The organism is Geobacillus sp. PLS 41 (assembly GCF_056494105.1).
Genome location: NZ_CM151395.1, coordinates 353316 through 376002, shown reverse-complemented (window position 1 = coordinate 376002; position 22687 = coordinate 353316). Strand labels below are relative to the sequence as shown.

Annotated in this window: 18 protein-coding genes, 3 pseudogenes and 1 riboswitch; of the genes and pseudogenes, 15 read left to right on the top strand and 6 right to left on the bottom strand. The window is 50.5% G+C overall.

Annotated features, from left to right (window positions below; genetic code table 11):
* Positions 1-30: 30 nt before the first annotated feature.
* Both ACVX3G_RS01700 and ACVX3G_RS01695 read right to left on the bottom strand, forming a co-directional pair.
* Positions 31-957: an iron-hydroxamate ABC transporter substrate-binding protein gene (locus ACVX3G_RS01700; protein WP_014194647.1), complete on the bottom strand. Its 927-nt coding sequence runs from the start codon at positions 955-957 to the stop codon at positions 31-33.
* A 6-nt stretch (positions 958-963) separates the two neighbouring features.
* Entirely contained in the window at positions 964-1755 is a 792-nt protein-coding gene (locus ACVX3G_RS01695) for an ABC transporter ATP-binding protein (RefSeq protein ID WP_011229704.1), read from the bottom strand.
* Between the two features lie 473 nt (positions 1756-2228).
* Here ACVX3G_RS01695 and ACVX3G_RS01690 point away from each other — a divergent pair, with 473 nt between their 5' ends.
* The 5 genes and pseudogenes from ACVX3G_RS01690 (at position 2229) to ACVX3G_RS01670 (ending at position 8783) form a co-directional block, all read left to right on the top strand.
* On the top strand, positions 2229-4301 hold the full coding sequence (locus ACVX3G_RS01690) for a sigma-54-dependent Fis family transcriptional regulator (protein ID WP_041470242.1): 2073 nt from the start codon (positions 2229-2231) through the stop codon (positions 4299-4301).
* Positions 4273-5433 (top strand): acyl-CoA dehydrogenase family protein, encoded by a 1161-nt coding sequence (locus ACVX3G_RS01685; protein WP_014194650.1) that lies wholly within the window; start codon positions 4273-4275, stop codon positions 5431-5433. The genes ACVX3G_RS01690 and ACVX3G_RS01685 overlap by 29 nt, the downstream gene beginning before the upstream one ends.
* A 290-nt stretch (positions 5434-5723) precedes the next feature.
* On the top strand, positions 5724-5978 hold the full coding sequence (locus tag ACVX3G_RS01680; RefSeq protein ID WP_014194651.1) for a hypothetical protein: 255 nt from the start codon (positions 5724-5726) through the stop codon (positions 5976-5978).
* A gap of 37 nt (positions 5979-6015) precedes the next feature.
* A pseudogene (locus ACVX3G_RS01675) lies at positions 6016-7555 on the top strand (aldehyde dehydrogenase family protein).
* A 16-nt stretch (positions 7556-7571) separates the two neighbouring features.
* Positions 7572-8783, top strand: a complete 1212-nt coding sequence (locus tag ACVX3G_RS01670; protein WP_014194653.1) for an iron-containing alcohol dehydrogenase — start codon at positions 7572-7574, stop codon at positions 8781-8783.
* A gap of 104 nt (positions 8784-8887) precedes the next feature.
* On the opposite strand, the gene ACVX3G_RS01665 is transcribed toward ACVX3G_RS01670, so the two are convergent.
* A complete protein-coding gene (locus tag ACVX3G_RS01665) occupies positions 8888-9289 on the bottom strand; it encodes a DoxX family protein (protein WP_011229711.1) in 402 nt (133 codons plus the stop codon).
* Positions 9290-9430: 141 nt separating this feature from the next.
* Between ACVX3G_RS01665 and ACVX3G_RS01660 the strand changes: the two genes are divergently transcribed.
* On the top strand, positions 9431-10138 hold the full coding sequence (locus ACVX3G_RS01660; RefSeq protein WP_033012510.1) for a DsbA family oxidoreductase: 708 nt from the start codon (positions 9431-9433) through the stop codon (positions 10136-10138).
* A gap of 109 nt (positions 10139-10247) precedes the next feature.
* Here the strand turns inward: ACVX3G_RS01660 and ACVX3G_RS01655 are convergent, their stop codons facing one another.
* From ACVX3G_RS01655 to metE, 3 genes are all read right to left on the bottom strand, one after another.
* Positions 10248-10712, bottom strand: coding sequence for a DinB family protein (locus ACVX3G_RS01655; protein WP_014194655.1), 465 nt, complete (start codon positions 10710-10712; stop codon positions 10248-10250).
* A gap of 255 nt (positions 10713-10967) precedes the next feature.
* A complete protein-coding gene (locus ACVX3G_RS01650) occupies positions 10968-11408 on the bottom strand; it encodes an acyl-CoA thioesterase (RefSeq protein WP_014194656.1) in 441 nt (146 codons plus the stop codon).
* Complete coding sequence (gene metE, locus ACVX3G_RS01645; protein ID WP_014194657.1) at positions 11399-13675, bottom strand: 5-methyltetrahydropteroyltriglutamate--homocysteine S-methyltransferase; 2277 nt, start codon at positions 13673-13675, stop codon at positions 11399-11401. The genes ACVX3G_RS01650 and metE overlap by 10 nt, the downstream gene beginning before the upstream one ends.
* A gap of 139 nt (positions 13676-13814) precedes the next feature.
* Positions 13815-14004: riboswitch (cobalamin riboswitch) on the bottom strand.
* A 580-nt stretch (positions 14005-14584) separates the two neighbouring features.
* Between metE and ACVX3G_RS01640 the strand changes: the two are divergent.
* The 9 genes and pseudogenes from ACVX3G_RS01640 to ACVX3G_RS01600 all read left to right on the top strand — a co-directional run.
* A pseudogene (locus ACVX3G_RS01640) lies at positions 14585-14662 on the top strand (helix-turn-helix domain-containing protein); the annotation flags it as partial.
* On the top strand, positions 14645-15100 hold the full coding sequence (locus tag ACVX3G_RS01635) for a helix-turn-helix domain-containing protein (RefSeq protein ID WP_369770202.1): 456 nt from the start codon (positions 14645-14647) through the stop codon (positions 15098-15100). The pseudogene ACVX3G_RS01640 and the gene ACVX3G_RS01635, both read left to right, overlap by 18 nt.
* 68 nt (positions 15101-15168) lie before the next feature.
* Positions 15169-15834, top strand: coding sequence for a response regulator (locus ACVX3G_RS01630; RefSeq protein ID WP_011229715.1), 666 nt, complete (start codon positions 15169-15171; stop codon positions 15832-15834).
* Positions 15835-15843: 9 nt separating this feature from the next.
* A complete protein-coding gene (locus tag ACVX3G_RS01625; protein ID WP_014194660.1) occupies positions 15844-16950 on the top strand; it encodes a sensor histidine kinase in 1107 nt (368 codons plus the stop codon).
* A gap of 102 nt (positions 16951-17052) precedes the next feature.
* Positions 17053-17988 carry an ABC transporter ATP-binding protein gene (locus ACVX3G_RS01620; RefSeq protein ID WP_014194661.1) on the top strand — a complete coding sequence of 312 codons (936 nt, stop codon included), beginning with the start codon at positions 17053-17055 and terminating at the stop codon, positions 17986-17988.
* Between the two features lie 37 nt (positions 17989-18025).
* On the top strand, positions 18026-19129 hold the full coding sequence (locus ACVX3G_RS01615; RefSeq protein WP_014194662.1) for an ABC transporter permease: 1104 nt from the start codon (positions 18026-18028) through the stop codon (positions 19127-19129).
* 1 nt (position 19130) lies between these two features.
* Positions 19131-20276 carry an ABC transporter permease gene (locus tag ACVX3G_RS01610; RefSeq protein WP_014194663.1) on the top strand — a complete coding sequence of 382 codons (1146 nt, stop codon included), beginning with the start codon at positions 19131-19133 and terminating at the stop codon, positions 20274-20276.
* Positions 20277-20486: 210 nt separating this feature from the next.
* Positions 20487-21231 (top strand): annotated as a pseudogene (locus tag ACVX3G_RS01605) (N-acetylmuramoyl-L-alanine amidase family protein).
* Between the two features lie 125 nt (positions 21232-21356).
* On the top strand, positions 21357-22685 hold the full coding sequence (locus ACVX3G_RS01600; protein WP_014194665.1) for a S8 family peptidase: 1329 nt from the start codon (positions 21357-21359) through the stop codon (positions 22683-22685).
* Positions 22686-22687: the final 2 nt, after the last annotated feature.

Below are 22687 nucleotides of genomic sequence, written 5' to 3'. Positions count from 1 at the left end.
TTCACTGTCCGTGAACGCCCCGTCTCGTCATTATTGGCCTAAAAAATGCTTTTTAAAGAAATCGAGCTGGTAGTCTAACGTAATCGGGTCATTGAAATAAAACGCCTTGGCATCAGCGACGAACATACGGCCGTTTTTGACAGCAGGGATGTTTTTAAACGTGTTCGTTTCCATAAACGATGTATCGCCGTCGCCGTTTTTGCTTAAGATGAGGTAATCGCCGACAAACTGCGGCAGCGCTTCAAGGGAAACGGCATAGTAGCCCGGTTTGAGCGCCTGCTCTTCGACCGCTTTTGGCATTTTCAGCTTCATTTCTTGATACAAAATTTCTGTGCCGCGCGCCCAATTGTTGCCGAACACATACAGCTGCTTATCAAAGTTTTCGGCTACGGTGACCGTTGCGTTTTCGCCAATTTTCGCCCGGATTTCTTCCCCGGCTTGTTGCGCCCGTTGTTTGAAGTCGTCAATCCATGCTTTCGCTTCTTTTTCTTTATTTAATAGTTTACCAATCTCTAGAAACTGTGTTAAATAATCGACCTTTCCGTATGTAAACGTGACGGTCGGGGCGATTTTGCTTAATTTATCGACGTTTTTCGTATTGGATAATCCGATAATTAAGTCCGGTTTTAACGCCATAATTTTTTCAATGTCTTCGTCTGTCACCACTTGTGCGTCTTTCAGTTTGTCCTGAAAGAGCGGGCTCATTTTTGACCACGAATCCACACCGACGACGGGAACGCCTAAGGCAAGCACATGGCCGGCAAACGTCGATAAGACGACGACGCGTTTCGGATCAGCCGGTACTTCCACCGGTCCGTTTTCCGATTGGTATGTAATCATTTCCGGCTTTTTTTCTTTTGGTGAAGCGCTGTTGTTCTTGTTGTCGTCCGCTGTGTTGCCGCACGCGCTTAACACAAGAATAAAAAGAAGCAACAAGGAAAGCCATGTTTTCCTCATGACGAATCAAGCCTCCCTAAGCAGTTGATAAGTGAAGCAAATCGGTTTGTTCGTCCGCGGGTCGCGGCCGATGTCAGCGTCAATGCCAAACACGTCGCGAAGCACATCGCGGCAAATGACGTCTTCGCTCGGCCCGGCTTTGACGATCGTGCCCGCCTTCATGGCGATCACATAGTCGGAAAACCGCGCCGCTTGGTTAATGTCATGGAGCACCATCACAATTGTCCGCCCTTCTTCTTTGTTCAGCCGTTCAAGCAGCTCGAGCACCTCGAGCTGGTGGGCGATGTCCAAATACGTCGTCGGTTCGTCCAAAAAGATGATGTCCGTCTCTTGAGCGAGCGCCATGGCGATCCAGACGCGCTGCCGCTGTCCGCCGGAGAGGGCGTCAACCGGCCGGTGTTTCAAATCGGCTGTTTTCGTTACGGCAAGCGCCCAGTCGATTGCTTCGTAATCTTGTTTCGTTAGGCGGCCCCATCCTCTTTGATAAGGGAAGCGGCCGTACGAGACGAGCTCAGCGACGGTCAATCCGCTTGTCGCTTCCGGCGTCTGCGGCAAAATAGCTATTTTTTTCGCCAGTTCTTTCGTTGGCTGTTGCGAAATGGCCCGGCCGTCCAAAATGACGGCGCCGGACTGCGGGGAAATGATGCGCGTCAACGTCTTGAGCAGCGTCGATTTTCCGCATCCGTTTGGTCCAATAATGGCTGTGATTTGTCGGTCGGGAATGCGGACGGATAAGCGTTCGAAAATCGTCCGGTCATCGTAGCGGACGGTCAACTCCTCGGCGTATAGGCGGACCATGAGGCCACCTCCTTCCGGATCAAGAAAATGAGAATCAATATCAATATTATTATAGCGCATCCAATGAAAAAAACAATGATTTTTTGAAAATGGGAATCAATTTTAGTTGCAAAGAAGTGACTAATGAGTGTTGCGAAATAACAACATTTTTAGCTGAATAACGGTAGAACTGCAACAAATTCGTTCTGTTTGTTGCAAACTTACAACAATATGTTGTTGTTTGGCAACAAGCGATCAAGTAAGATGAATTTTAGAAGGTTGGTGATTTAAGGGGAAATGCTGCTCTCCAACAGTGTTTCTCAAATTGAAAAACCTTGCAACACCATAACCTCCTTCCTTACGATTTCTCACAAACCGAGCGAATCCGTTGTTTTTCACCAGCCTTCTAGGGGTTTGTTTTTTCTGAATAGCGGGAACTTTTTTGGCACAAAAATTGCTTGAGTAGAAAATAAGGCGGAACGGTGGGAGAGGAAATGGCAATGATGGTCGGAGACATCATGGTGAAGACAAAGGCAGTAATTTTTGAAAGCGATTCCCTTGATGAAGCGGCTCGGACATTCGTTGAATATGGACTTGATGGGATGGTCGTATGCCGTTGCAGTGAGGAAATCGTCGGCGTGGTGGCGGTCAAAGACGTGTTGTTCGGTCTTGCCCAAGGGAAAACAACTGTGCGTGAGGTGATGCGCCCGTCGCTGCCGCCGCTTTCCATTCACGACCGTGTGGAAGCGATCGAGTTTGGCGGCGGTCCGCTCCGGCCCGTTGTCGATGAGAGCGGACGCCTTGTCGGTGTGTTGACGAAAGAGCAGCATTTGACGGCATATGCGAAGGTGGCACAACTCCGCTTAAAACATTTGGATGCCATTTTCAACGCCGCCCATAACGGCATTTTATCGATCGACGCAAAAGGGCGGATTACATCGATCAATCCACCGGCTGAGAAAATGGCGCGGACGACGAAAGAAGAAGCCATCGGCAAGTTTTTGACCGATGTCGTGATCCCGTCTGGCTTGCTCGAGGTCGTGCGCACCGGCAAAGGGCATACGGAAAAATACCGCGTCGGCAAGCGTGTCTATATTACAAACCGCTCGCCAATTATCGACGAGGGGAAGGTCGTTGGGGCGGTCGGGGTGTTTCAAGACATTTCCGAGATTGAATTTATCTCCAACGAACTTGAGACCGTCAAGCGCATCGTCAATGAATTGCAAACGGTGATGGAGGCATCCAGCGACGGCATCGCTATCACGGACCGCAGTGGAATGATCACGCGGCGAAACAAAAAATGGGATGCGCTGTTTCTAGGAACGGAGCAAGAGCGGGTGACTGCCTCGCTTGACCGGGTCGTTCGACAGGCGCTTGATGGACGTCAGCCCTGTTCGATGCTTCATCAGGGGACGGAAACAGGAAATATTTGGATCGTTTCCGCGGTGCCGATCATCGAGGAAGATGGGCGGGCAGAGCGGGTTGTTCTCTACGTCAAAGATATGACCGAGATGGAACAGCTGCGCTCGGAACTGGAGGAGACGAAACGGCTCCTTCATATGTTGGACCGTCAGGAAGAAGATCATCTCATTTATCGCGCTCCAGCGATGGCGCATGTTGTCAATATCGCCCGCCAAGCGGCGGCTGTCGATGTGACGTTGTTGTTGACCGGAGAGTCGGGCACCGGGAAAGAGGAATTGGCGAACTACATTTGGAAACAAAGCGCCCGCCGCGCCCGACCGTTTGTGAAAGTGAATTGCGGGGCGATCCCCGAGACGTTGATGGAGTCTGAACTGTTCGGCTACGAGCCGGGGGCGTTCACCGGAGCGGCGAAGAAAGGGAAAAAAGGCTATTTCGAGCAGGCGGATGGCGGGACGATTTTTCTGGATGAAATCAGTGAAATTCCGCTTCACTTGCAAGTGAAGCTCCTTCGCGTGTTGCAGTCGATGGAAATCATGAGGTTGGGGGCGGAGGCGCCGAAGCGGATCGATGTGCGTGTCATCGCCGCGACGAACAAGCCGCTTGAGGAGCTTGTTGCCGCTGGGCGGTTTCGCGCTGATTTGTTTTACCGGCTGAACGTGATGCCGATTGCCATTCCGCCGCTGCGCGACCGGAAAGAAGACATCCCGCTCTTGGTTGACCATTACCGAAAGCGGTTTGCGGAAAAGTATCAAAAGCCGCTCGTGTTTACCGATGGGGCGCTGGCGGCGATGATGGACTATCACTGGCCCGGCAACGTTCGAGAGCTCGTTAATGCTGTAGAACGTATGTTTGTGACCGCCGTTTCCCCAGTCATTGACGAACACCAAGTGGCGAAATGGCTCCACCTTGAACCGGAGCCAGCTGCGAGCCCGGTGGCGGTCGGAGAGATCATCCCGCTCAAACAGGCAACGGCTGAGGTCGAGCGCCAGCTGATCATCAAGGCGCTTCACAAGGCGAAGACGTATCGGCGGGCTGCGAAACTGCTTGGTGTCGATGCGTCGACACTCGTGCGCAAGGCGCAAAAATATGGAATTCAATCATGGGGAGGGGAAGAAGATGGATTTCACGCTGCCAGCCGAGATTGAATTTTTAAAAGAAAACGTCCGCAAATTTGTGAGAGAAGTTGTCGAACCGGTGGCGATGGATATTGAGGAAAATGACCAGATTCCGCAAGATATCATTGAAAAGTCGAAAGAAATGGGGCTGTTTGGATTAAGCATTCCGGAAGAGTACGGAGGCCTCGGTTTGTCAATGGTCGGCAAATGCGCCATTTACGAAGAGCTCGGCAAAACGCATAACGGCTATACGACGTTAATCGGCGCCCATACCGGCATCGGCACCGTCGGCATCGTTGAGCTCGGCACGGAAGAACAAAAGCAGCGCTATTTGCCAAAGATGGCGACGGGCGAATGGATCGGCGCTTTTGCTCTCACTGAGCCCAGCGCCGGATCAAACGCCGCTGCGATCAAAACGACCGCCGTCCGCAAAGGCGACCGCTACATCATCAACGGTTCGAAGCATTACATTACAAACGCCATTGACGCCCACGTGTTTACGGTGATGGCCGTCACCCATCCGTCGAAAGGCCCGAAAGGCATCACGTCCTTTATCGTAGAAAAAGATTTTCCCGGCTTTATCGTCGGAAAAGTCGAGCGGAAAATGGGGCTGCGCGGATCGCATTCGGCTGAGCTGTTTTTTGACAACTTGGAAGTGCCGGCCGAAAACGTGCTCGGGAGAGAAGGCGAAGGGTATGTCAACGCCTTGAAGATTTTAGCGAACGGCCGTGCTGGTCTTGCCGCGCGCAACCTCGGCTCGTGCATCCGCCTCTTGGAATACTGCATGGAATACGCCGAACAGCGTGAACAGTTCGGCAAGCCGATTATCGAGCAGCAAGCGATCCAGCATATGCTGGCGGAAATGAGCATGTTGATCGAAGTGCTGCGTTCGACCGTCTACCGCGTCGCCTGGATGGTCGACCAAAAGATGCGCGTCGTCAAAGAAGCGGCCATCGCCAAACTGTTCGGCTCGGAAGTGTACAACAAAATCGCTGACATGGCCGTGCAAATCCACGGCGGCCTCGGCTACATGAAAGATTACCCGATCGAACGTTACTTCCGCGATGCCCGCATTACGAAAATTTACGAAGGCACCTCGGAAATCCAGCGCAACATCATTGCGAGCGAACTGCGGAGAGAATACGGAAAAGTGCGGGTCTGACCGAAACGCCGTCTGCTGACAGCAGGCGGTGTTTTTTCACCGTTATTGTCGGAAAATGTCATTCGCTTTTTGTTGACGAAAGAAAGGGAAGGTTGCTAGAATGAGGGGAAATGATTGACTATTCATAACATTTTGGTCATTTTTACAACCTGCCTTTTTGCCAGCAACCCGCCTATTGTCGCAACAGCCTATTTGTAAGCCTTTACATTGATTGGTTGTCCCCGCGTTCATCTATCCAGAAGTACAACACCAGCCGACATTTCAAGAAAAATGGAAAAGGAGTGGTGACCGTGCGGCGGGCCGAGCCGTTGGTTACAACAGGCAGCCGCGGGCTGCAGGAAGATTCGTTCCCATTTCGGCTTTACCAAAAGGCCAAGCGGTTGGAAGCGGCGGCCCACGATTCGATGTTCGGCCCCGATCACCATGCCGACATCATGAATTTCACCGCCCGCCAACTGGCAGCGAGGATGGAAGTGTTGAAAAAAGCGCAGGAGAAACCGTTTGACGAGCTGTTCGGTCTTGAGGAAAGCGAAAACGTTGGCTAGAGGTTGAGAGTCGAAAACAAGGAAGGGAGAAATCGTCATGACCACTCATGTGCAAGTGCATCATTTTCCACTCTTCATTGACGGCCAATGGCAGCCGGCAACGAGCGGGGAAACGTTTCACGTATACAATCCGGCGACCGGAGAGGTGGTGGCGACTGTCGCGAAGGCGACAGCGGATGATGTTGACCGGGCGGTGAAGGCGGCGCGCAAGGCGTTTGACGAGACCGATGGAAGGCGATGAAACCGAAAGAACGGGCGCGCGTGCTGAATGCGATCGCCCAAGCCATTGCCGCCAACGCTCAAGAGCTCGCCTATTTGGAAGCAATCTCAAGCGGAGGGACGATCCGGCGCATCAGCTCGATCGATATTTTGCAGACGGTCGATCTATTCCAAACGATGGCAAACATCGTCCAAGAGTACCCGTTTTCGGAAACACTGCCGATTCCGCCGTTTCCCGGACCGGCGCATAACTTTGTTTGGCGCGAGCCGATCGGGGTTTGCGCGGCGATCACACCATGGAACTTGCCGCTCATGATCGCGTCGTGGAAAATCGCCCCGGCGCTGGCAGCGGGCAATACGATCGTCGTGAAACCGGCGAGCTACACACCGCTGTCGACACTGAAGCTGGCGGAAATCATTTCGTCCTTCGTGCCGCCGGGGGTCATCAACGTGGTGGCTGGTCCCGGCGCCGATGTCGGGGAGGCGCTTGTCCGCCATCCGCAAGTTGACAAGGTGGCGTTCACCGGTTCGACGGAAGTCGGCCGCCGCATTATGGCGTTGCGGCGGAAACGGTGAAAAACGTTACGCTTGAGCTTGGCGGCAAGTCGCCGAACATTTTGCTCGAAGATGCGGATTTGGACCTTGCCGTTCCCGGCAGTTTGTTTGGCGTCTTTTTGCACTCTGGTCAGTTGTGCGAATCGGGAACAAGGCTGTTTGTGCCTGAACGGCTCCATGATGAAGTGGTCGAGCGGCTTGTCGCCCTGACGAAGACGCTGCAAATCGGCCATCCGCTCGATCCGGCGACCGACGTCGGGCCGGTTATCTCCAAGCGGCAAAAAGAGACAGTGCTCTCCTATATTGAAGCCGGCAAGCAAGAAGGTGCGACCATTGTATGCGGAGGTCATGAAGTCGAAGTGCCCGGCTGTGAAGGCGGCCATTTTGTCGCGCCGACGATTTTTTCGAATGTCACGAATGACATGAAAATCGCCCAAGAAGAGATTTTCGGTCCAGTGTTGTCGATCATCCGCTATCATGACGTGGAAGAGGCAGTGGCGATGGCCAACGATACGATCTACGGGCTGGCGGCCGGCGTCTGGACGCGCGACGTCAACAAGGCGTACGCCATCGCCGGGCGTCTGCAGGCTGGGGTCGTCTGGATCAATGACTGGCATATGCTGCGCAATGACGCGCCGTTTGGCGGCTACAAGCAAAGCGGCATCGGGCGCGAGATGGGCAAATATTCGCTTGATGCTTACACGCAGCTGAAGCATGTGCACACATCAATGGTGCCGGAGCTTGAAAAGCGGAAATGGTATCAAGTGCTGTTTTCCCGCCTGCACGCTATGATGAAAAAGTAAAGGGGGACGAAGGAACATGACGACGTTAGCGAACTTTTGGCTGCGCACCGCCATTTACACCGGATCGAACGCCCGCGCGCTCGTGCCGGACTTGTTCCGCGGGCTGGGTGCTAAGCGGGTGCTATTGCTTTCCGACCGAGGACTCGAGCAGGCTGGGGTCGTGGAGAAAGTGGCCGATCTGTTTCGGCTGACAACGCGCGGCGTTGGACCGGAGCTGGCCGGCATCTTTTTAGATATTCGCCAAGATGCGGAGAGCGAATGCGTCAATGAAGCGGTGCGCTATGCGCGCGAGATCGGAGCTGACGCCTTGTTGGCGGTCGGCGGCGGCAGCGTGCTCGATACGGCCAAAGGGGTGAAATACGCCCTGTTTAAAGGGTTGCGTGACATTAAAGAGGCGATTCCAGGCGGGCTGCGGTACGAGTCGTTCCCGCAGGCGCAATTCATGCCGATTCCGCACATCGCCATCCCGACGACGGCCGGCACGGGGTCGGAAGTATCGCCGATCGCAGTCATTTATAATGAAGAGCTGCGCTTGAAAACGAACATCATCAATCCGTTTATCAATGCTGATGTGGCCGTTTTGGATCCTGATTTAACGGTAGGGCTTCCCCCGAAGGTGACGGCGTTTACCGGCATGGACGCGCTCACCCATGCCATTGAAGCGCTCGCCTCGCCGATGGCGACCGCGCTCACCGATGCATGCGCCTTGCAGGCGATCCGTTTGATTCGTGACTACTTGCCGGAGGCGGTTCGTGACGGCGGGGACATCCGCGCCCGCTTGGAGATGCTGCATGCGAGCTTGCTTGGCATCACCGCGTTCAGCTTTGCGTTAAACGCCATTCCGGTGCACAATTTCGCCCATGCGTACGGAGCGATGTTTCGCATTCCACATGGCTTGGCGAACGCCGTCTTTTTGCCAGTCGTGATGGAAGCGATTCCGGAATTGTATTTGCCGAAAGCGAAGCTGTTGGCTCAAGCGCTTGGCATTTATGATCACGGTCAAGGCAATGAAGCGCTGTTGGTAAAGTCCATTGAGCGAATTCGCCAATTGCGCGATGACATCGGGCTGCCGGCTGATTTTGCCGACTATCCGATGACGGAAGAACAATTCGCGGCGACGATTCCAGCGGTGGCATCTGACCCGGCTGCGATCAGTTTCCCGATGCCGCCGGAGTTGATTCGGGCCATCGGCGAGCGCGTCGTCAAGCTGACAGTGGAAAAAGGATGAAGCAGCGTACCGACAAGCAAGGACAAGATTTGTCCAGTCTTATTCAGCCTTATTAAGCAAGAAAAAGGTGTCCCGCTGTGAGGGACACCCGTTTTTGTGCCTACTTAGCCCCGCGGCCGCCCGATAACCGTGTCTAACGACCAAAGCCGGCTGCCGTTCAGCCACAAATATACGGACATAGCGAGCAAGGCGAGATTGAATTCATAGCCCGTTTCCCGGCCGTTGCCGAGCAAACCGGCGTCGACTTTCGCCGTGGCGATGGCCCCGACCATGATGACGGCAAATGCCGCGGCGATCGGGCGTGTGCCAAGGCCAAGCATCATCGCCCAGCCGCCAGCAAGCTCTATGATCGTCACGATGTAGGCGAGCCAGCCGGGAAGGCCCATAGCAACAAACGAATCCGCTGCCGCCTCAAGCCCCCGTTGCCATTTCACCCACCCATGGGCGAAAAAGATGAATCCGGTGACAATCCGCAATAGAAAGGCGCCTAGTTCGTGAGAATGCATCGGTTTTTGTCCTCCTTGTCCCAACAGCATGGTAGTACAATGTATGCGGGCGGGTCCGTCCCCATGCCTTTCGTTAGCCATTCGACCGGCAATGGGCTACAATGGAGGGGAAGCGCGTCAAAAGTAGAGGAGGATATGGCCGTGAAAATTGAAGTATGGTCCGATTTTGTCTGCCCGTTTTGCTATATCGGCAAACGTCGCTTGGAACAGGCGCTTGAACAGTTTCCGCACCGAGAAGATGTTGAGGTTGTATTTCGCAGCTTTGAATTGGATCCGAATGCGAAAAAAGAAACGCCATTGACGATTCACGAAATCATTGCTAACAAATACGGCATTTCAATCGAGGAAGCGAAGCGGGCCAATGCCGATATCGGCAGGCAGGCGGAAGCGGTCGGATTGACATTCCGCTTTGAGACGATGAAGCCGACGAATACGTTTGACGCCCACCGTTTGGCTCATTATGCCAAGGAAAAAGGGAAGCTGAATGAAATGGTGGAACGGCTGTTTTATGCATATTTCACGGAGTCAAAGCGAATCAGCGACCGCGATGTGCTGCTTGCGATCGCCGAAGCAACCGGGCTTGACCGGGCGGAAGCTGAGGAGGTGTTGGCAAGTGGTCGTTATACGAAAGAGGTGCGCCGCGATGAGGAAGAAGCAGCGGCGTTGGGCGTCCGCGGCGTGCCGTTTTTCGTGCTGAATGGGAAGTATGCGATTTCGGGGGCCCAGCCGGTTGACGTGTTCCGGCGGGCGCTAGAGAAAGTATGGGAGGAAGAACAACAAGCTTCCCCGTTGCGGTCGTTGGCGGGTGAAGGCGGAATGTGCGCAGACGGAAGCTGCTCGATTGACTAAATCGCCTCAACCAAAAAGGAAAAGCCGGCTAGGGGTTTCTTAGCCGGCTTTTTTGTTATTTTCACGGAGAAGCTTCTCGTTTAGTTAGATGAAACAAAAATGGGGAAGATTAACCGCGTTTCACAAACAGCGGTAAGTCCGTATGCCCCATGCCGCGGACGTAGACGAACAGCTGGCCTTTATGATGAATTTCGTGATCCATTGCCATTTGCAACAACTGCTTGGCTGGAATTTGAATGCCGAAAATCGATGTTAAATCGAGCGTCCGGTCGAAGTCGTCATCGCTCATCGATTCGATGAGCTGCCTCGTTTTTTCCGTATATGTTTCCGCCAGCTTGGCCAAATTCGTCTCCGGCTCCTCGATTTTTTGCCGGAACAGCGATGGATCGCCGTGTTTTGCCGTATTAGCGAAATTGTAGAAGCTGAACAGCATATGCGTCGCCAGCTGCTTCGCTGTCATCGAGGTCGGCGTCGGTTTGTAATCATAATGCGCTTCGTCGATTTTGTGGATCAGTTCCAGCGTGACACGGCGGTGCGAAAGGAAATATTGCACCCATTGTTGTGCGCGGGACATGGCCATTCCTCCCTTTGGTTATGGACTTCTATTTTCTATTTTACCATAAAGGCTCTTCACCAAAAGTTGTACTTGATTTTTTCTGAACATACCCTATTTACGCTTGTGAGGGAAAATCAACAAATCCGTGATTTTTGCACATCTTTGTGCAGGAAACCGTATTGCTTGTCAAGTACATGTTGTGGTGAAGAGCCAAAAAAAAAAACGATTTTGTCCTTGACAAAATCGTTTTTCAACAGTCTGGGGTATAAATATTTATACCTTATTGTTTTGCTGATACAGTTGTACGATTTGTTCCTCCTGTTCGCTAATGATGACTTTTGGAACAGGCGTCGGTTTTTTGTTTTGATCGATGGCGACCATCGTCAAAAAGCATGTAGTGGTCAAGTGATGTTCGCCTGTAAATAAATCTTCTGTTTCGACTTTGACGAATACCTTCATGGATGTGCGTCCAGTCGAGTAGACGAATGCTTCAAGTTTTAAAATATCGCCTACTTTCGCGGACGAAATGAAATCAACTTTGTCGATCGAAACGGTGACGACCGCTTTTCGTGCATGGCGCATGGCGGATATTGCTGCAATTTCATCAATATACGCTAAAACGGTGCCGCCAAAAATCGTGCCAAGATGGTTCGTATCAGAAGGCAAAACGAGCCGCATTTGAATCGTTTTTGATTGCTCGACGTTTACTTCCATGACGGTTTCCCTCCGCAAGCCAAAAGTCGCTCCCGGTATTCGCGCGCGGCTTCCACCATCGCTTTGAGTGCGGCAATTGCTTCCTTTTCTTTTCGCGTTTTTAATCCGCAATCGGGATTGACCCAAAATTGTTCTGGACGAAGGACGCGAAGCGCTCGCTCGATTTGTTCGCTTATTTCTTTTTTTGTCGGAATGCGTGGGCTGTGAATGTCATAAACCCCTAAGCCGATTTCTTTTTTGTACTCATATGTTTCAAATGCAGCAATAAGCTCACCATGGCTTCGCGATGATTCAATGGAAATGACGTCGGCATCAAGTTTATCGATGACATGCATCATCTGTTCAAACTGTGAATAGCACATATGGGTATGAATTTGCGTTTCCTCTTTCACTGATGAGGTAGCAAGACGAAACGCCATAACGGCATCTTCCCAATAGGATGCGTGTTTTTCCTTTTTCAATGGCAATCCTTCCCGCAATGCTGGTTCATCGACTTGAATGATGCGTATGCCTTTCGCTTCCAAGCGCAACACTTCTTCACGAATGGCCAAGGCGAGCTGTGTCAGCACATGTTTTCGTGGAATGTCGTCGCGAACGAACGACCAGTTTAACATGGTTACAGGGCCTGTCAGCATGCCTTTGACAGGTTTATGGGTCAGCGACTGGGCATATACCGTTTCTTCTACGGTCATCGGTTGTTGGTAGGACACATGGCTAAAAATAATGGGCGGGCGAACACAACGTGATCCATACGATTGTACCCAGCCGTTTGTCGTGCATGCCATGCCTTGCAGCTTTTCACCGAAAAATTCTACCATATCTGTGCGCTCAAATTCCCCATGGACAAGCACGTCGAGCTGCAGTTGCTCTTGAATGTCGATCCATTTTGCGATTTCTTTCTTTATAAAGGACTTATATTGATGATCGTTCCATTCCCCTTTTTTCCACTTCATCCGAGCTTGACGCACGTCGCTCGTCTGCGGGAAGCTGCCGATTGTCGTTGTCGGCAACAGCGGGAGTTGCAAATGTGATTGTTGTATCTTTCGTCGTTTGCTGTAAGGTGTTCGGCTTACCGGAACGGCTGTGATCTCGTTTATTTGTTCTTGTTGTTTGCGGAACTTGGCTAAATTACTGTTTGTTTGTTCGTCGTATTGGATTAGCTTGTCGATTGTTGTGTTTCCTTTCATATATTCTGTCAGCATACGTATTTCATCTAATTTTTCATCGGCAAATGATAAAGCCCCAGCGAGCTCCGGCGGCAGTGAATGTTCGTGTTTTGTCGTGACAGGGACGTGCAGTAAGCTGCAAGACGGTTGAATGATCAGTTGTTCAGCAACGTTTGCTAGATGGTGAAGGAGCGTCGCTTTTTGGGCAAGCGAACTTTTCCATACATTGCGGCCATCTACAATCCCAGCAACTAATATTTTATCTTTCGGAAATCCATAGGTGTTTATGTTTTTCATGTTTTCGCCATTATCATGTACAAAGTCAAGCCCAATGCCTGCGACAGGTAAAGCAACGATTTCACGATAATGCGACACGCTATCAAAATATGTTTGTAAAATAAGGTTTATATTTGGTACACCGCGATGAAAAACTTCATATACATCACGAAATGCATCGACGATGTCATCGTCTATATCTTGGACGAGAATCGGTTCATCGATTTGGACGAATGACACGCCCGCTTCGCTTAGTTGTTTGAATAATTCTACATAAACAGGAACTAATCGTGCGAGATGTTTGCGCCACTCGTGTCGATCGTATTGCTTAGAAAGCAAAAGAAACGTAATCGGTCCAAGCAACACAGGTTTTGTTTCTAAATCGAATGTTTCTTTTACAAGGTTGTATTCTTTCAATAGGCGATTCTCCACTAATCTTGGCTTTGTTTGTCCAATTTCAGGCACGATGTAATGGTAATTTGTATTAAACCATTTCGTCATTTCAAGCGCATGTTGCCCATTTGTCCCGCGTGCCATCGCAAAATATTGCTCAAGTGTATCGTCTATTTGTTGAAATTGCTCTGGAATATATCCAAACATGAATGCTGTATCTAATACGTGATCGTATAAAGAAAAATCTCCAATTGGAATGAGATCGATTCCTTTCTCCATCTGTTTACGAATCGAATCAAGTCGAATCGCTTCCATCATTTTGGTGCATTGTTCTTTGGTGATCTGCCCATTCCAAAACGATTCTAACGTCTTTTTCCATTCTCTTTTCTCCCCAATGCGTGGATACCCTACATTTGAACTGCGGATGAACATGTGGAAGCACCTCCAGTTATTTGATCCCAATCAAGCAAAAAACCCTCTTCCAACGGAAGGAGGGTATAACTAGCTTGTATTGAGATACGTGAAGTGCCTCAATATCATATGTCCTCACTCCTCCCTATGACGCGTAGGTCGAAAGTGCATACAACAGGCAGGTCTCCTGACTTAGCTTCATCGCTGTTTATCTCCTTCCCATTTCAAATGAAACAGTGGATTGTGATAAACAGCTCTGCATCACAGTGGCGCGACCGTGTTGGATTTTCACCAAACTTCCCTTTTAAGGTTCACCACATGTGTGAACCACCTGTTGCGTGAACTGATTATTTGGTTGTATAAAATTTAGAATAAAAGAATTTTTTGTTTTTTTCAACCGAAATGTTTTTGTGAAGGGGTTTTAAGAGGCATAACGGCATAGTAAGCAGGGATATTTTTTGAGTTAATATTAGTATTTTATGTAAAAATATGTTTTTTGTGAAAATGCAGGACTGACGTGTGATTTTCATCCCCGGGTGGAGGGCAAAGTGCGCTGCCCATGGAATTTTTCTGCGAAAACAAAACACCGTTTCTTGTACATTCTTTCAGAAAGCCTTTTCCCTCTTTTCTGAAGAGTGTGCTAAATTTTTTGTGAATTGTTTCGGAGGCTCTTCACCAAAAGTTGTACATGATTTTTTCTGAACATACCCCATTTACGCTTGTAAGGGAAAATCAACAAATCAGTGATTTTTTCAAATCTTTGTGCAGGAAGCTGTATTGCTTGTCAAGTACATGTTGTGGTGAGGAGCCGTTTCGGGCGGAAATTTCCATTTGTTTCAAAGATGGGGAGGAAATTTGATCAAGTTTCACGACTTTGTCATTGACATTCAAATGTATATGGATGGTGGGAAAGACGAGGAGGAGATCCAGATGGATAAGTCGATGAGACACGACATCGCACTGTTTCGGTACAGGATGATCGCTCCGTTGGTGAATGGGCACCTCGACCTGCCTTCCGTTTTGCCTATTCGATCGAGCTTGGCTCTGTTCCCATGTCTTGATCCGACAGCTACTCTTGGCAACACCGGACGCATCCCAGCGTCGACTCGGTTCGGCCTGCTCTTGCTTTGGTTCATTTCCTCTGTGGCAACGGAAAAAATCGCCCTTATTCATTACAGAAATCTTGTGCTCCTCTCCCCCTTAAAGGAGTGGGAGGAAGCGCAATATGGTATAATTTTCTTGACGATTGGAATGCGCCAAGCCTGTTCCGTCCGTCTCTATCCGACAAAAGAACAGGAACCGTATATCCGGAGCATCATAGGATGTTGCCGATTTGTGTACAATCATTTTCTCACTCGCTGGACAGAAGGCCGCCTTGAAGGCATATGTTTGTGTGCACGAATGGTCCACGTTGAAAGAATAGTTCCTCCGGTTTTGGAAAGATGAAAGTAAACCATGAAAATCATGCACGCGAGGTAGTGGACAGGCGTCATGATGAAAAGGGGTGGGTAAAGATGGAACATCACTCTTCGTCCCATGTTCCGCGCATAAAAGTGCTCATCGCCGATGACAATCCCTTTGTCCGCGAAGGGCTGCGGATCATCTTAAGCACGTATGACGAGTTTGATGTCGCCGCGACTGTAGGCGATGGGAAAGAGGCAGTGGAATATTGTCGACATCATGAAGTTGATGTCGCGTTATTGGATGTGCGCATGCCGAACATGAATGGAGTGGAAGCGACAAAGCTTCTATGCGAGCAGACGAAGACAAAGCCGCTCATCTTGACGACGTTTGATGATGATGAATACATTCTAGACGCCATTCAATACGGTGCAAAAGGATATTTTTTAAAAAATACGGACCCGGAACGAATCCGCGAAGCGATCAAAGCGGTTTATCACGGCCAAGTGGTGATGCAGGAGATTGTGATGGACAAAATTAAGTCCAACTTAAAAGAAGAAACAGAAGCAGCCCCGAAAATCGATAAAAGCCTGTTTACGGAACGAGAGTTGGACATTATGGCGCTCATTGCGAAGGGGCTTTCGAATAAAGAGATTGCCAAACAGCTATTTCTCTCCGAGGGAACGGTGGCCAATTACATCACATCGATTTTGGACAAAACCGGACTGCAACATCGAACGCAAATTGCCGTTTATTATCTGACGGGAAAAGTCGGCTGAGGGGATGTTATGGAATCGCTGCTGATCATTTACAAGCTGATTGTATGGGGCTATGCGGCATTCGATTACATTTCATCGAAACAGAGAACGGGAGCGGGCTTTGTTCTAGTCTCTCTGATCTATTTTTGTCTTCAGCTGTTTGCCCTGATCGTTCGCCATATGAGTTGGAAAAGGGGAGCGGCGTTTGGTTCCGTTGCTCTTCTCGTTCTAGCCGCCGCCTTTGTGGAGCCGTTATGGGCGTTGTTGCTGCCTCTCAATGGGTATGAGCTGGCCTCCGTGTATATCCACCGAGTTTGGGGGATCGGGGCGGTGTTGTTGACGCCGATGATTTGGCTTGATCCATCGGCGGGGAAATTATACGGCTTTGTGGCATTGTTCAGTTTTGTCAGCGTGACGGCAGTCAAGCGGCACATCGAGCGGATGGAACAACAAGAAGATCGTTTGGATCAAATGCGCAACGATTTGCATCGGCTGACAAGAAGGATCAGCGAATATCATCAATACATCAAGCAGTCGGAATATACGTTGCAGTTGGAAGAACGGAACCGTCTGTCGCAGCGCATCCATGACCAAATCGGCCACTCGCTCGCTGGAGCGCTCATTCAGATGGAGGCGGCCAAACGGTTGATGGATGGGGACCGCGACAAGGCGAAACAACTGTTGGAAAACGCCATCCATATTTCCAAAGAAGGCATGGAACAAATCCGGATGACATTAAAACAGATCAAGCCACCGCTCGAGCAAATCGGGCTGAATCGGGTGAAATTATTCATTGAGGAATTTTCCGCCCAACATCATCTCCCGGTTCCGCTCGTATGCAAAGGGGATTTGGATGTGATTACACCAATCCAATGGAAAGTGATTTATGAGAACATTGCCGAAGCGTTGACGAATGCGAGCAAATACGCTGAGGCCACGGCCATTGCCGTTGAAATTCACGTGTTGAATCGAGTCATCAAGGTGGAAGTGAAAGATAACGGGAAAGGTGCGGCCAAGATCAAGAAAGGACTCGGGATCATCGGCATGGAGGAACGGGCGGCCTCTGTTCATGGCACGGTCATTGTCGATGGAACGAACGGTTTCTCTGTCACGACGTTGCTTCCGATTCATGAGTAAATCGTGAATTTTCTCATGTCAACGAGATGAATTCCTGCACTTACAGGAGTTCATCTTTTTTTCTATAATCAATAACACCAAGCATGGAAAGAAGGTGGAACGATGAACATTTTAGAGATCAAACAAGTGACCAAAAAATTTGGTGACTTCATCGCTGTCGATCATATGTCTCTTACGGTTGCCGAAGGAGAAATTTTTGGCTTCCTCGGAGCCAATGGCGCGGGAAAAAGCACAACCATCAATATGATTGCTGGGTTGCTGCGCCCGAATGCAGGAGAAATCAAGATTCTCGGCAAGGACATCGCCAAGCATCGCCAGTTTGCCAAACGACAGATCGGCATCGTGCCTCAAGAAATCGCCATCTATGAACATTTGACGGCGTATGAGAATGTTGAATTTTTTGCCGGGTTGTATGGACTGCGCGGCGCGGAGTTGCGCCAGCGGGTTGAAGAGGCGCTCGAGTTTGTCGGTTTAAGCGATAAGCGCAAAATTTATCCGAAACATTTCTCAGGGGGAATGAAACGGAGGCTCAATATCGCCTGCGCTCTTGCCCATCGGCCGAAGCTCATCATTATGGACGAACCAACAGTCGGCATCGATCCGCAGTCGCGAAATTATATTTTGGCTTCGGTGAAAAAGCTCAATGAGATGGGATGCACGATCATTTATACAAGCCACTATATGGAGGAAGTGGAGGAGATTTGCACACGGATCGCCATCATTGATCATGGAAAGATCATCGCAGAGGGGACAAAGGAGCAGCTGGAAGCGATTATCACCGATACAAAAGATATTTGGCTGGAAATCAGGGGGATGGATCGGCTCAACAAGCAGCATCTTCAAGACATTCCCGGGGTCAAGGCGGTGCAATGTGAAGAAAATATGATCAAAATCAGTTCGGATATCAGTGTCAATAATTTAAACGAAATTGTGCAATGCCTGATCAATGACGGTGTCGAAATCCGTTCGCTTGAAGACAAATCACCGAACTTGGAAACGGTCTTTCTGGCGCTGACGGGGAGAAATTTGCGGGATTAGCTGTTTGGAGTGCCATCATGCGAGGGAGGTGCTTCTTTTGAATATTTTTCGCATTGCAGCCAAGGAAATCAAAAGCGATTTTCGTGATGTCCGGACGCTATTTTTTATGCTGCTGTTTCCGATCGTACTGATGTTCATCTTAGGAACAGCCCTTTCCAACACGTTTCACTGGACGATTTCCGTCGGTGATGTACACGTCTTGTACAACGATCAAAAAGCAGGGCCGTTGTCGCCGTATATTCAAACGATGATCCAAGCAGGGAAGAAAGCCCACATCGATTTTCAAAAGGCATCCGACCGGATAAAAGGAACGAAAGCGGTGCAGGAAGGAAAAGCGGATGGATACATTGAGATCCGCCCGCATGGAGTGGAGTTGTACACCAATGAGCGCAACAAGATCAAAGGAAGCATTGTAGAGGGGGTGATGGCCGCGTTTGTCGGCCGATGCCAGCTGGCGATGGCCGTTTCAGAGGTGAAGCCTGGTTTTGTTCCATCCAATAAACATGTGCATGATGAGTATATTCAAGAACGGTCGCTGCATTCCAAGCGCAAACCGGGAGCGATGGATTATTATGCGGTGGCGATGACAACGATGATTGCTTTATACAGCGCATTGCCGGGCAGTTCGTTGCTGCGGGGGGAGCGGACGCGGAAGACGGCTGATCGCCTTTTGGCTGCTCCTGTTCGCAAAAGCGAGATTTTTATTGGAAAGCTGACCGGGAACGTGGCGGCGAATTTTCTTTGTGTTGCGGTCGTCATGTTGTTCAGCCAATGGGTGTTTCATGCCGATTGGGGGCATCACGTCAGCCTCGTATGGCTGCTTCTGTTGACCGAGGTGGTCTTAGCCATCAGCTTTGGTCTAGGGATGAGCTATATGGCAAGGACGGAAGGAGCGGCGCGAACGATTGCGATGGTCATCATTCAGCTGTCTTCCTTTTTCGGCGGCGCTTATTTTCCGATCGATGAAACAGCATGGTATGCCCATTTGTCTCCGCTTTCTTGGATGAATGACACGATTTTCAAAATCGTGTATGCGAACGATTTGTCAAGCGTCGTTCCTACTATGCTGCTGAATATCGGTATAGCGGCGTTGTTTTTGATGATCGCTGTCGTGTCGATGGCGAGACGGGAGGGATTATAAGGTGAATGACGTCATCTGGTTGGTGAGATATACGTTAAAGCGAACGTTTCGTTGGAAAATCAATTTTTTGCTCTATTTCGGCACCCCTTTGGCCGCGATTCTGTTGTCCTTGTTTGCTTACGGAAGCTCCCCGGCCAAGGATGTGCGCATCGGGGTGGTCAATGAGGATCATGGGCGGATTTCCGATGATACGATCCGTTTTCTGAAAAGCCTTGATCATCTCTCCGTGAAAAGCGTGAAGTTATCAGCGGTGGACGACCAAATCACCTCGCAAAAGGTGGATGGCGTGCTGATTTTCCCCCAAGGGTTTTCCGAAAGCGTTCAGCACGGCCAGCCCCGGCCGATAGAACTTGTCTCGCTCAAGGGAGCGGAAATCACGATGTTCATCAAGTCGTACTTGCATGAATACATCGATCATTTGGCGACATTGGGGCGATTGGCCAATGGGGATCGCGATCTCTTTTGGAAGATGTATGAACGGTATCAACAAGCGCCGTTCCGCCTGTCCGTTCACTCGCTGTCCGACACAGCCAAACAAAAAGGGGTCACGTATCAAACGATCGGTTATTTGGTCATGATTATGTTGATGTCAGCGGGAAATTTGACGGAGATCATCATCAAAGAAAAAGAAGAGCGCACCTATTCCCGCTTATTGACGACGCCGATTCAAGCGAGAACGTATGTGTTATCGAATATCGTGGTGAATTTGTTGATGATGACGGCACAAATCATCGTGACACTCGTGGCCATGAAGAACATCTTTCATATTGATCCTCATATTCCGATGTGGCAAATGGCCCTGGTGCTCCTGCTTTTCTCTTTATCCGCGATCGGCTTGTCTTTGATTACAGTGATGTTTGCGAACAGCTCTGCTTCCGCCGGGGCGCTGCAGCCATTGATTACCGTGCCGACATGTATGCTGGCCGGCTGTTTTTGGCCGGTCGAGCTGATGCCGGAATTTTTGCAAAAAGCGGCGTATTTTATACCGCAGCGGTGGGCGCTCGATTGTTTGGTAAAGCTGCAGGAGGGGCGCTCTTTCGGAAGTTTGTATTGGCATCTGTTGATTCTTCTCGCCTTTGCGCTGACCTTTTTCCTTCTGGCTGTTTACAAGTTCAGTCGAAGCCAACAGAGTGGACAGTTTGTATAATGCCTAGCGGTCTATGTTTTCTTGTATGGCTGTGTGGGGGGCTTTCATCATATCGAACAAGTCGATCAGCGGGAATGTCAGGTGCAGTCGTTTTTTTGACTGCGCCTTATTTGTTGGCCTTGGGGAAGTATCTATGGCATTTTGGAGTGCCACGCTTATGCTAACAGTGCCATATTCCGAAACGACGAAGGATGTGAAAGGAGAAGAAAAATGGTTAAAATTTTTCTCGATCCAGGTCACGGTGGGAACGATGCCGGCGCGGTCGGCAACGGGTTGTTGGAAAAAGACATTACGTTGTTTATCGCTCTCGAAATCAATCGTCTGCTGCAAAATGAGTATGAAGGAGTTTCCGTGCAGCTAAGCCGAACAAAAGATGAAACGGTGTCACTTGATGAGCGGACGGACCGGGCCAATCAATGGGGGGGCGGATGTATACGTCGCGATTCACGTGAATGCCGGTGGCGGCACGGGGTATGAAGATTATATTTATGATCGGCTCGATGACGATTTGGCAACAGCCCGCATCCGTGATGCCATTCACGAAGAAGTCGTCAAAGCTACAGGATTTCGCGACCGCGGGAAAAAGAAAGCGAATTTTCATGTGCTGCGGGAGACCGCGATGCCAGCCGTGCTCACGGAGAACGGGTTTATTGACCGGGAAGAGGATGCAGAAAAACTGAATGACACCCGTTTTTTGCGCATGGTCGCCCGCGGGCATGTGAACGGGTTGGAGCGGGCGCTTGGGCTGCGGAAGAAACCGAATGCTCCGAACGATCCTCCGCCAAGCAGGCCGGACGAAGGAGGGGGACAGGCGCCAAGTGGGAGTGATTTGACGCGCGTCATCGTGGATGGAACGCAAGTCGGGGCATTTGCGGAGAAGGAAAATGTGCTGCGCCAAGTGGAGCGTTATTTAGGAAAAGCAAAATACATTGTGTTGGAGCGGATTGGAATGTAAATAAGAAAGGCTTGCCTAGTTTTCGCTGGGCAAGCTTTTTGTCTGTTTGTCTTAGTGAGTTCGCCGCTTCTTTCGCCGTCTTTCCTTCATATGAGTATAGCGAAACACGCAAGGGGGGAAAGAATGTGTTCACCTATTCGATCGTGCAGCTCGTCCGCCGCCATGCGGGACGGCTTGACCGTCCGCTTCGTCATGCGCTTGTGAATATGTATAAGCCGATGACACGAATGCCGTGCATTTTTCACCGCTGGATGGAGCAGTGGTTGCGAAAATGGAGGACCGTTTCTGTTTTGATCGAGGTTGAAGGCACAGAGGGCATTGAGGCGCTGGCCAAAGCGGAGCGGGATCATTTCCGCATGAAACTGCATCACCATTTCCGCCATGTCCCGCTATGGAGCGCGCGGGTGACTCCGGCAGCGATTGAGCAGCTGCTCGAGCATCCGAAAGTGAAAAAAGTGTACCTCAATCGGCAGGTCAAGGCGCTGTTAAACAATGCAGTCCCATCGGCCAATGCTAAACATGTGGCTGTCAACGGAACGGAGTTAAGCGGAAAAGGAGTGACGATCGCCATTGTCGACACAGGCATTTACCCGCACCCGGACTTGGAGGGGAGGATTGCCGCCTTTGTCGATTTTGTCAATGGGCGCACAACCCCGTATGATGACAACGGCCACGGTACGCATTGCGCCGGCGATGCGGCGGGAAATGGGCGCATGTCCGCTGGACTGTATGCCGGCCCGGCGTATGAGGCAAACCTCATCGGCGTTAAAGTGCTTAATCGTTCAGGGAGCGGGACGTTGGAAACGATTATGCGCGGCATTGAATGGTGCATGGATTACAATAAGAAAAACTCGACCAAGCGAATCCATATTATTTCCTTATCGCTTGGAGGGGAGCCGCAGCCGTTTCCGATAGAAAATGATGATCCGCTCGTGCAAGTCGCGGAGCGGGCGTGGGAGCAGGGCATTGTCGTCTGTGCGGCGGCAGGGAATGAAGGGCCGAATTATGGGACGATTTCAAGCCCGGGCATTAGCGACCGCATCATTACCGTCGGTGCTCTTGACGATCATGATACGGCGGCAACGCGCGCCGACGATGAGGTGGCGTCGTTTTCGAGCCGAGGGCCGACCGAGTATGGGGTGACAAAACCGGATCTCGTCGTTCCCGGGGTCAACATTATATCGCTTCGCGCCCCGCGTTCATTTCTTGACAAGATGAATAAGCAAAGCCGGGTCGGTGACCATTATATATCGATGTCCGGTACATCGATGGCGACGCCGATTTGCGCCGGCATTGTCGCGTTGATGCTTCAGGCCAAACCAAATGCAACGCCGGATGAAATCAAGCAGGCGTTAAAAGACGGCGCCGATTTGTGGAAAGGGCGCGACCCGAACGTATATGGGGCGGGTTACGTGAATGCGAAGCGGGCCATTGAGCAACTGCTGCAGCGCTAGAA

Bases quoted from the DNA above. Each gene is read 5' to 3' on its own strand.
- ACVX3G_RS01665 (WP_011229711.1), bottom strand. From the start codon at position 9,289: ATGCATTCTCACGAACTAGGCGCCTTTCTATTGCGGATTGTCACCGGA.
- ACVX3G_RS01700 (WP_014194647.1), bottom strand. From the start codon at position 957: ATGAGGAAAACATGGCTTTCCTTGTTGCTTCTTTTTATTCTTGTGTTA.
- ACVX3G_RS01685 (WP_014194650.1), top strand. From the start codon at position 4,273: ATGGATTTCACGCTGCCAGCCGAGATTGAATTTTTAAAAGAAAACGTC.
- ACVX3G_RS01670 (WP_014194653.1), top strand. From the start codon at position 7,572: ATGACGACGTTAGCGAACTTTTGGCTGCGCACCGCCATTTACACCGGA.
- ACVX3G_RS01625 (WP_014194660.1), top strand. From the start codon at position 15,844: ATGGAATCGCTGCTGATCATTTACAAGCTGATTGTATGGGGCTATGCG.
- ACVX3G_RS01620 (WP_014194661.1), top strand. From the start codon at position 17,053: ATGAACATTTTAGAGATCAAACAAGTGACCAAAAAATTTGGTGACTTC.
- ACVX3G_RS01650 (WP_014194656.1), bottom strand. From the start codon at position 11,408: ATGGAAGTAAACGTCGAGCAATCAAAAACGATTCAAATGCGGCTCGTT.
- metE (WP_014194657.1), bottom strand. From the start codon at position 13,675: ATGTTCATCCGCAGTTCAAATGTAGGGTATCCACGCATTGGGGAGAAA.
- ACVX3G_RS01690 (WP_041470242.1), top strand. From the start codon at position 2,229: ATGGCAATGATGGTCGGAGACATCATGGTGAAGACAAAGGCAGTAATT.
- ACVX3G_RS01630 (WP_011229715.1), top strand. From the start codon at position 15,169: ATGGAACATCACTCTTCGTCCCATGTTCCGCGCATAAAAGTGCTCATC.
- ACVX3G_RS01655 (WP_014194655.1), bottom strand. From the start codon at position 10,712: ATGTCCCGCGCACAACAATGGGTGCAATATTTCCTTTCGCACCGCCGT.
- ACVX3G_RS01695 (WP_011229704.1), bottom strand. From the start codon at position 1,755: ATGGTCCGCCTATACGCCGAGGAGTTGACCGTCCGCTACGATGACCGG.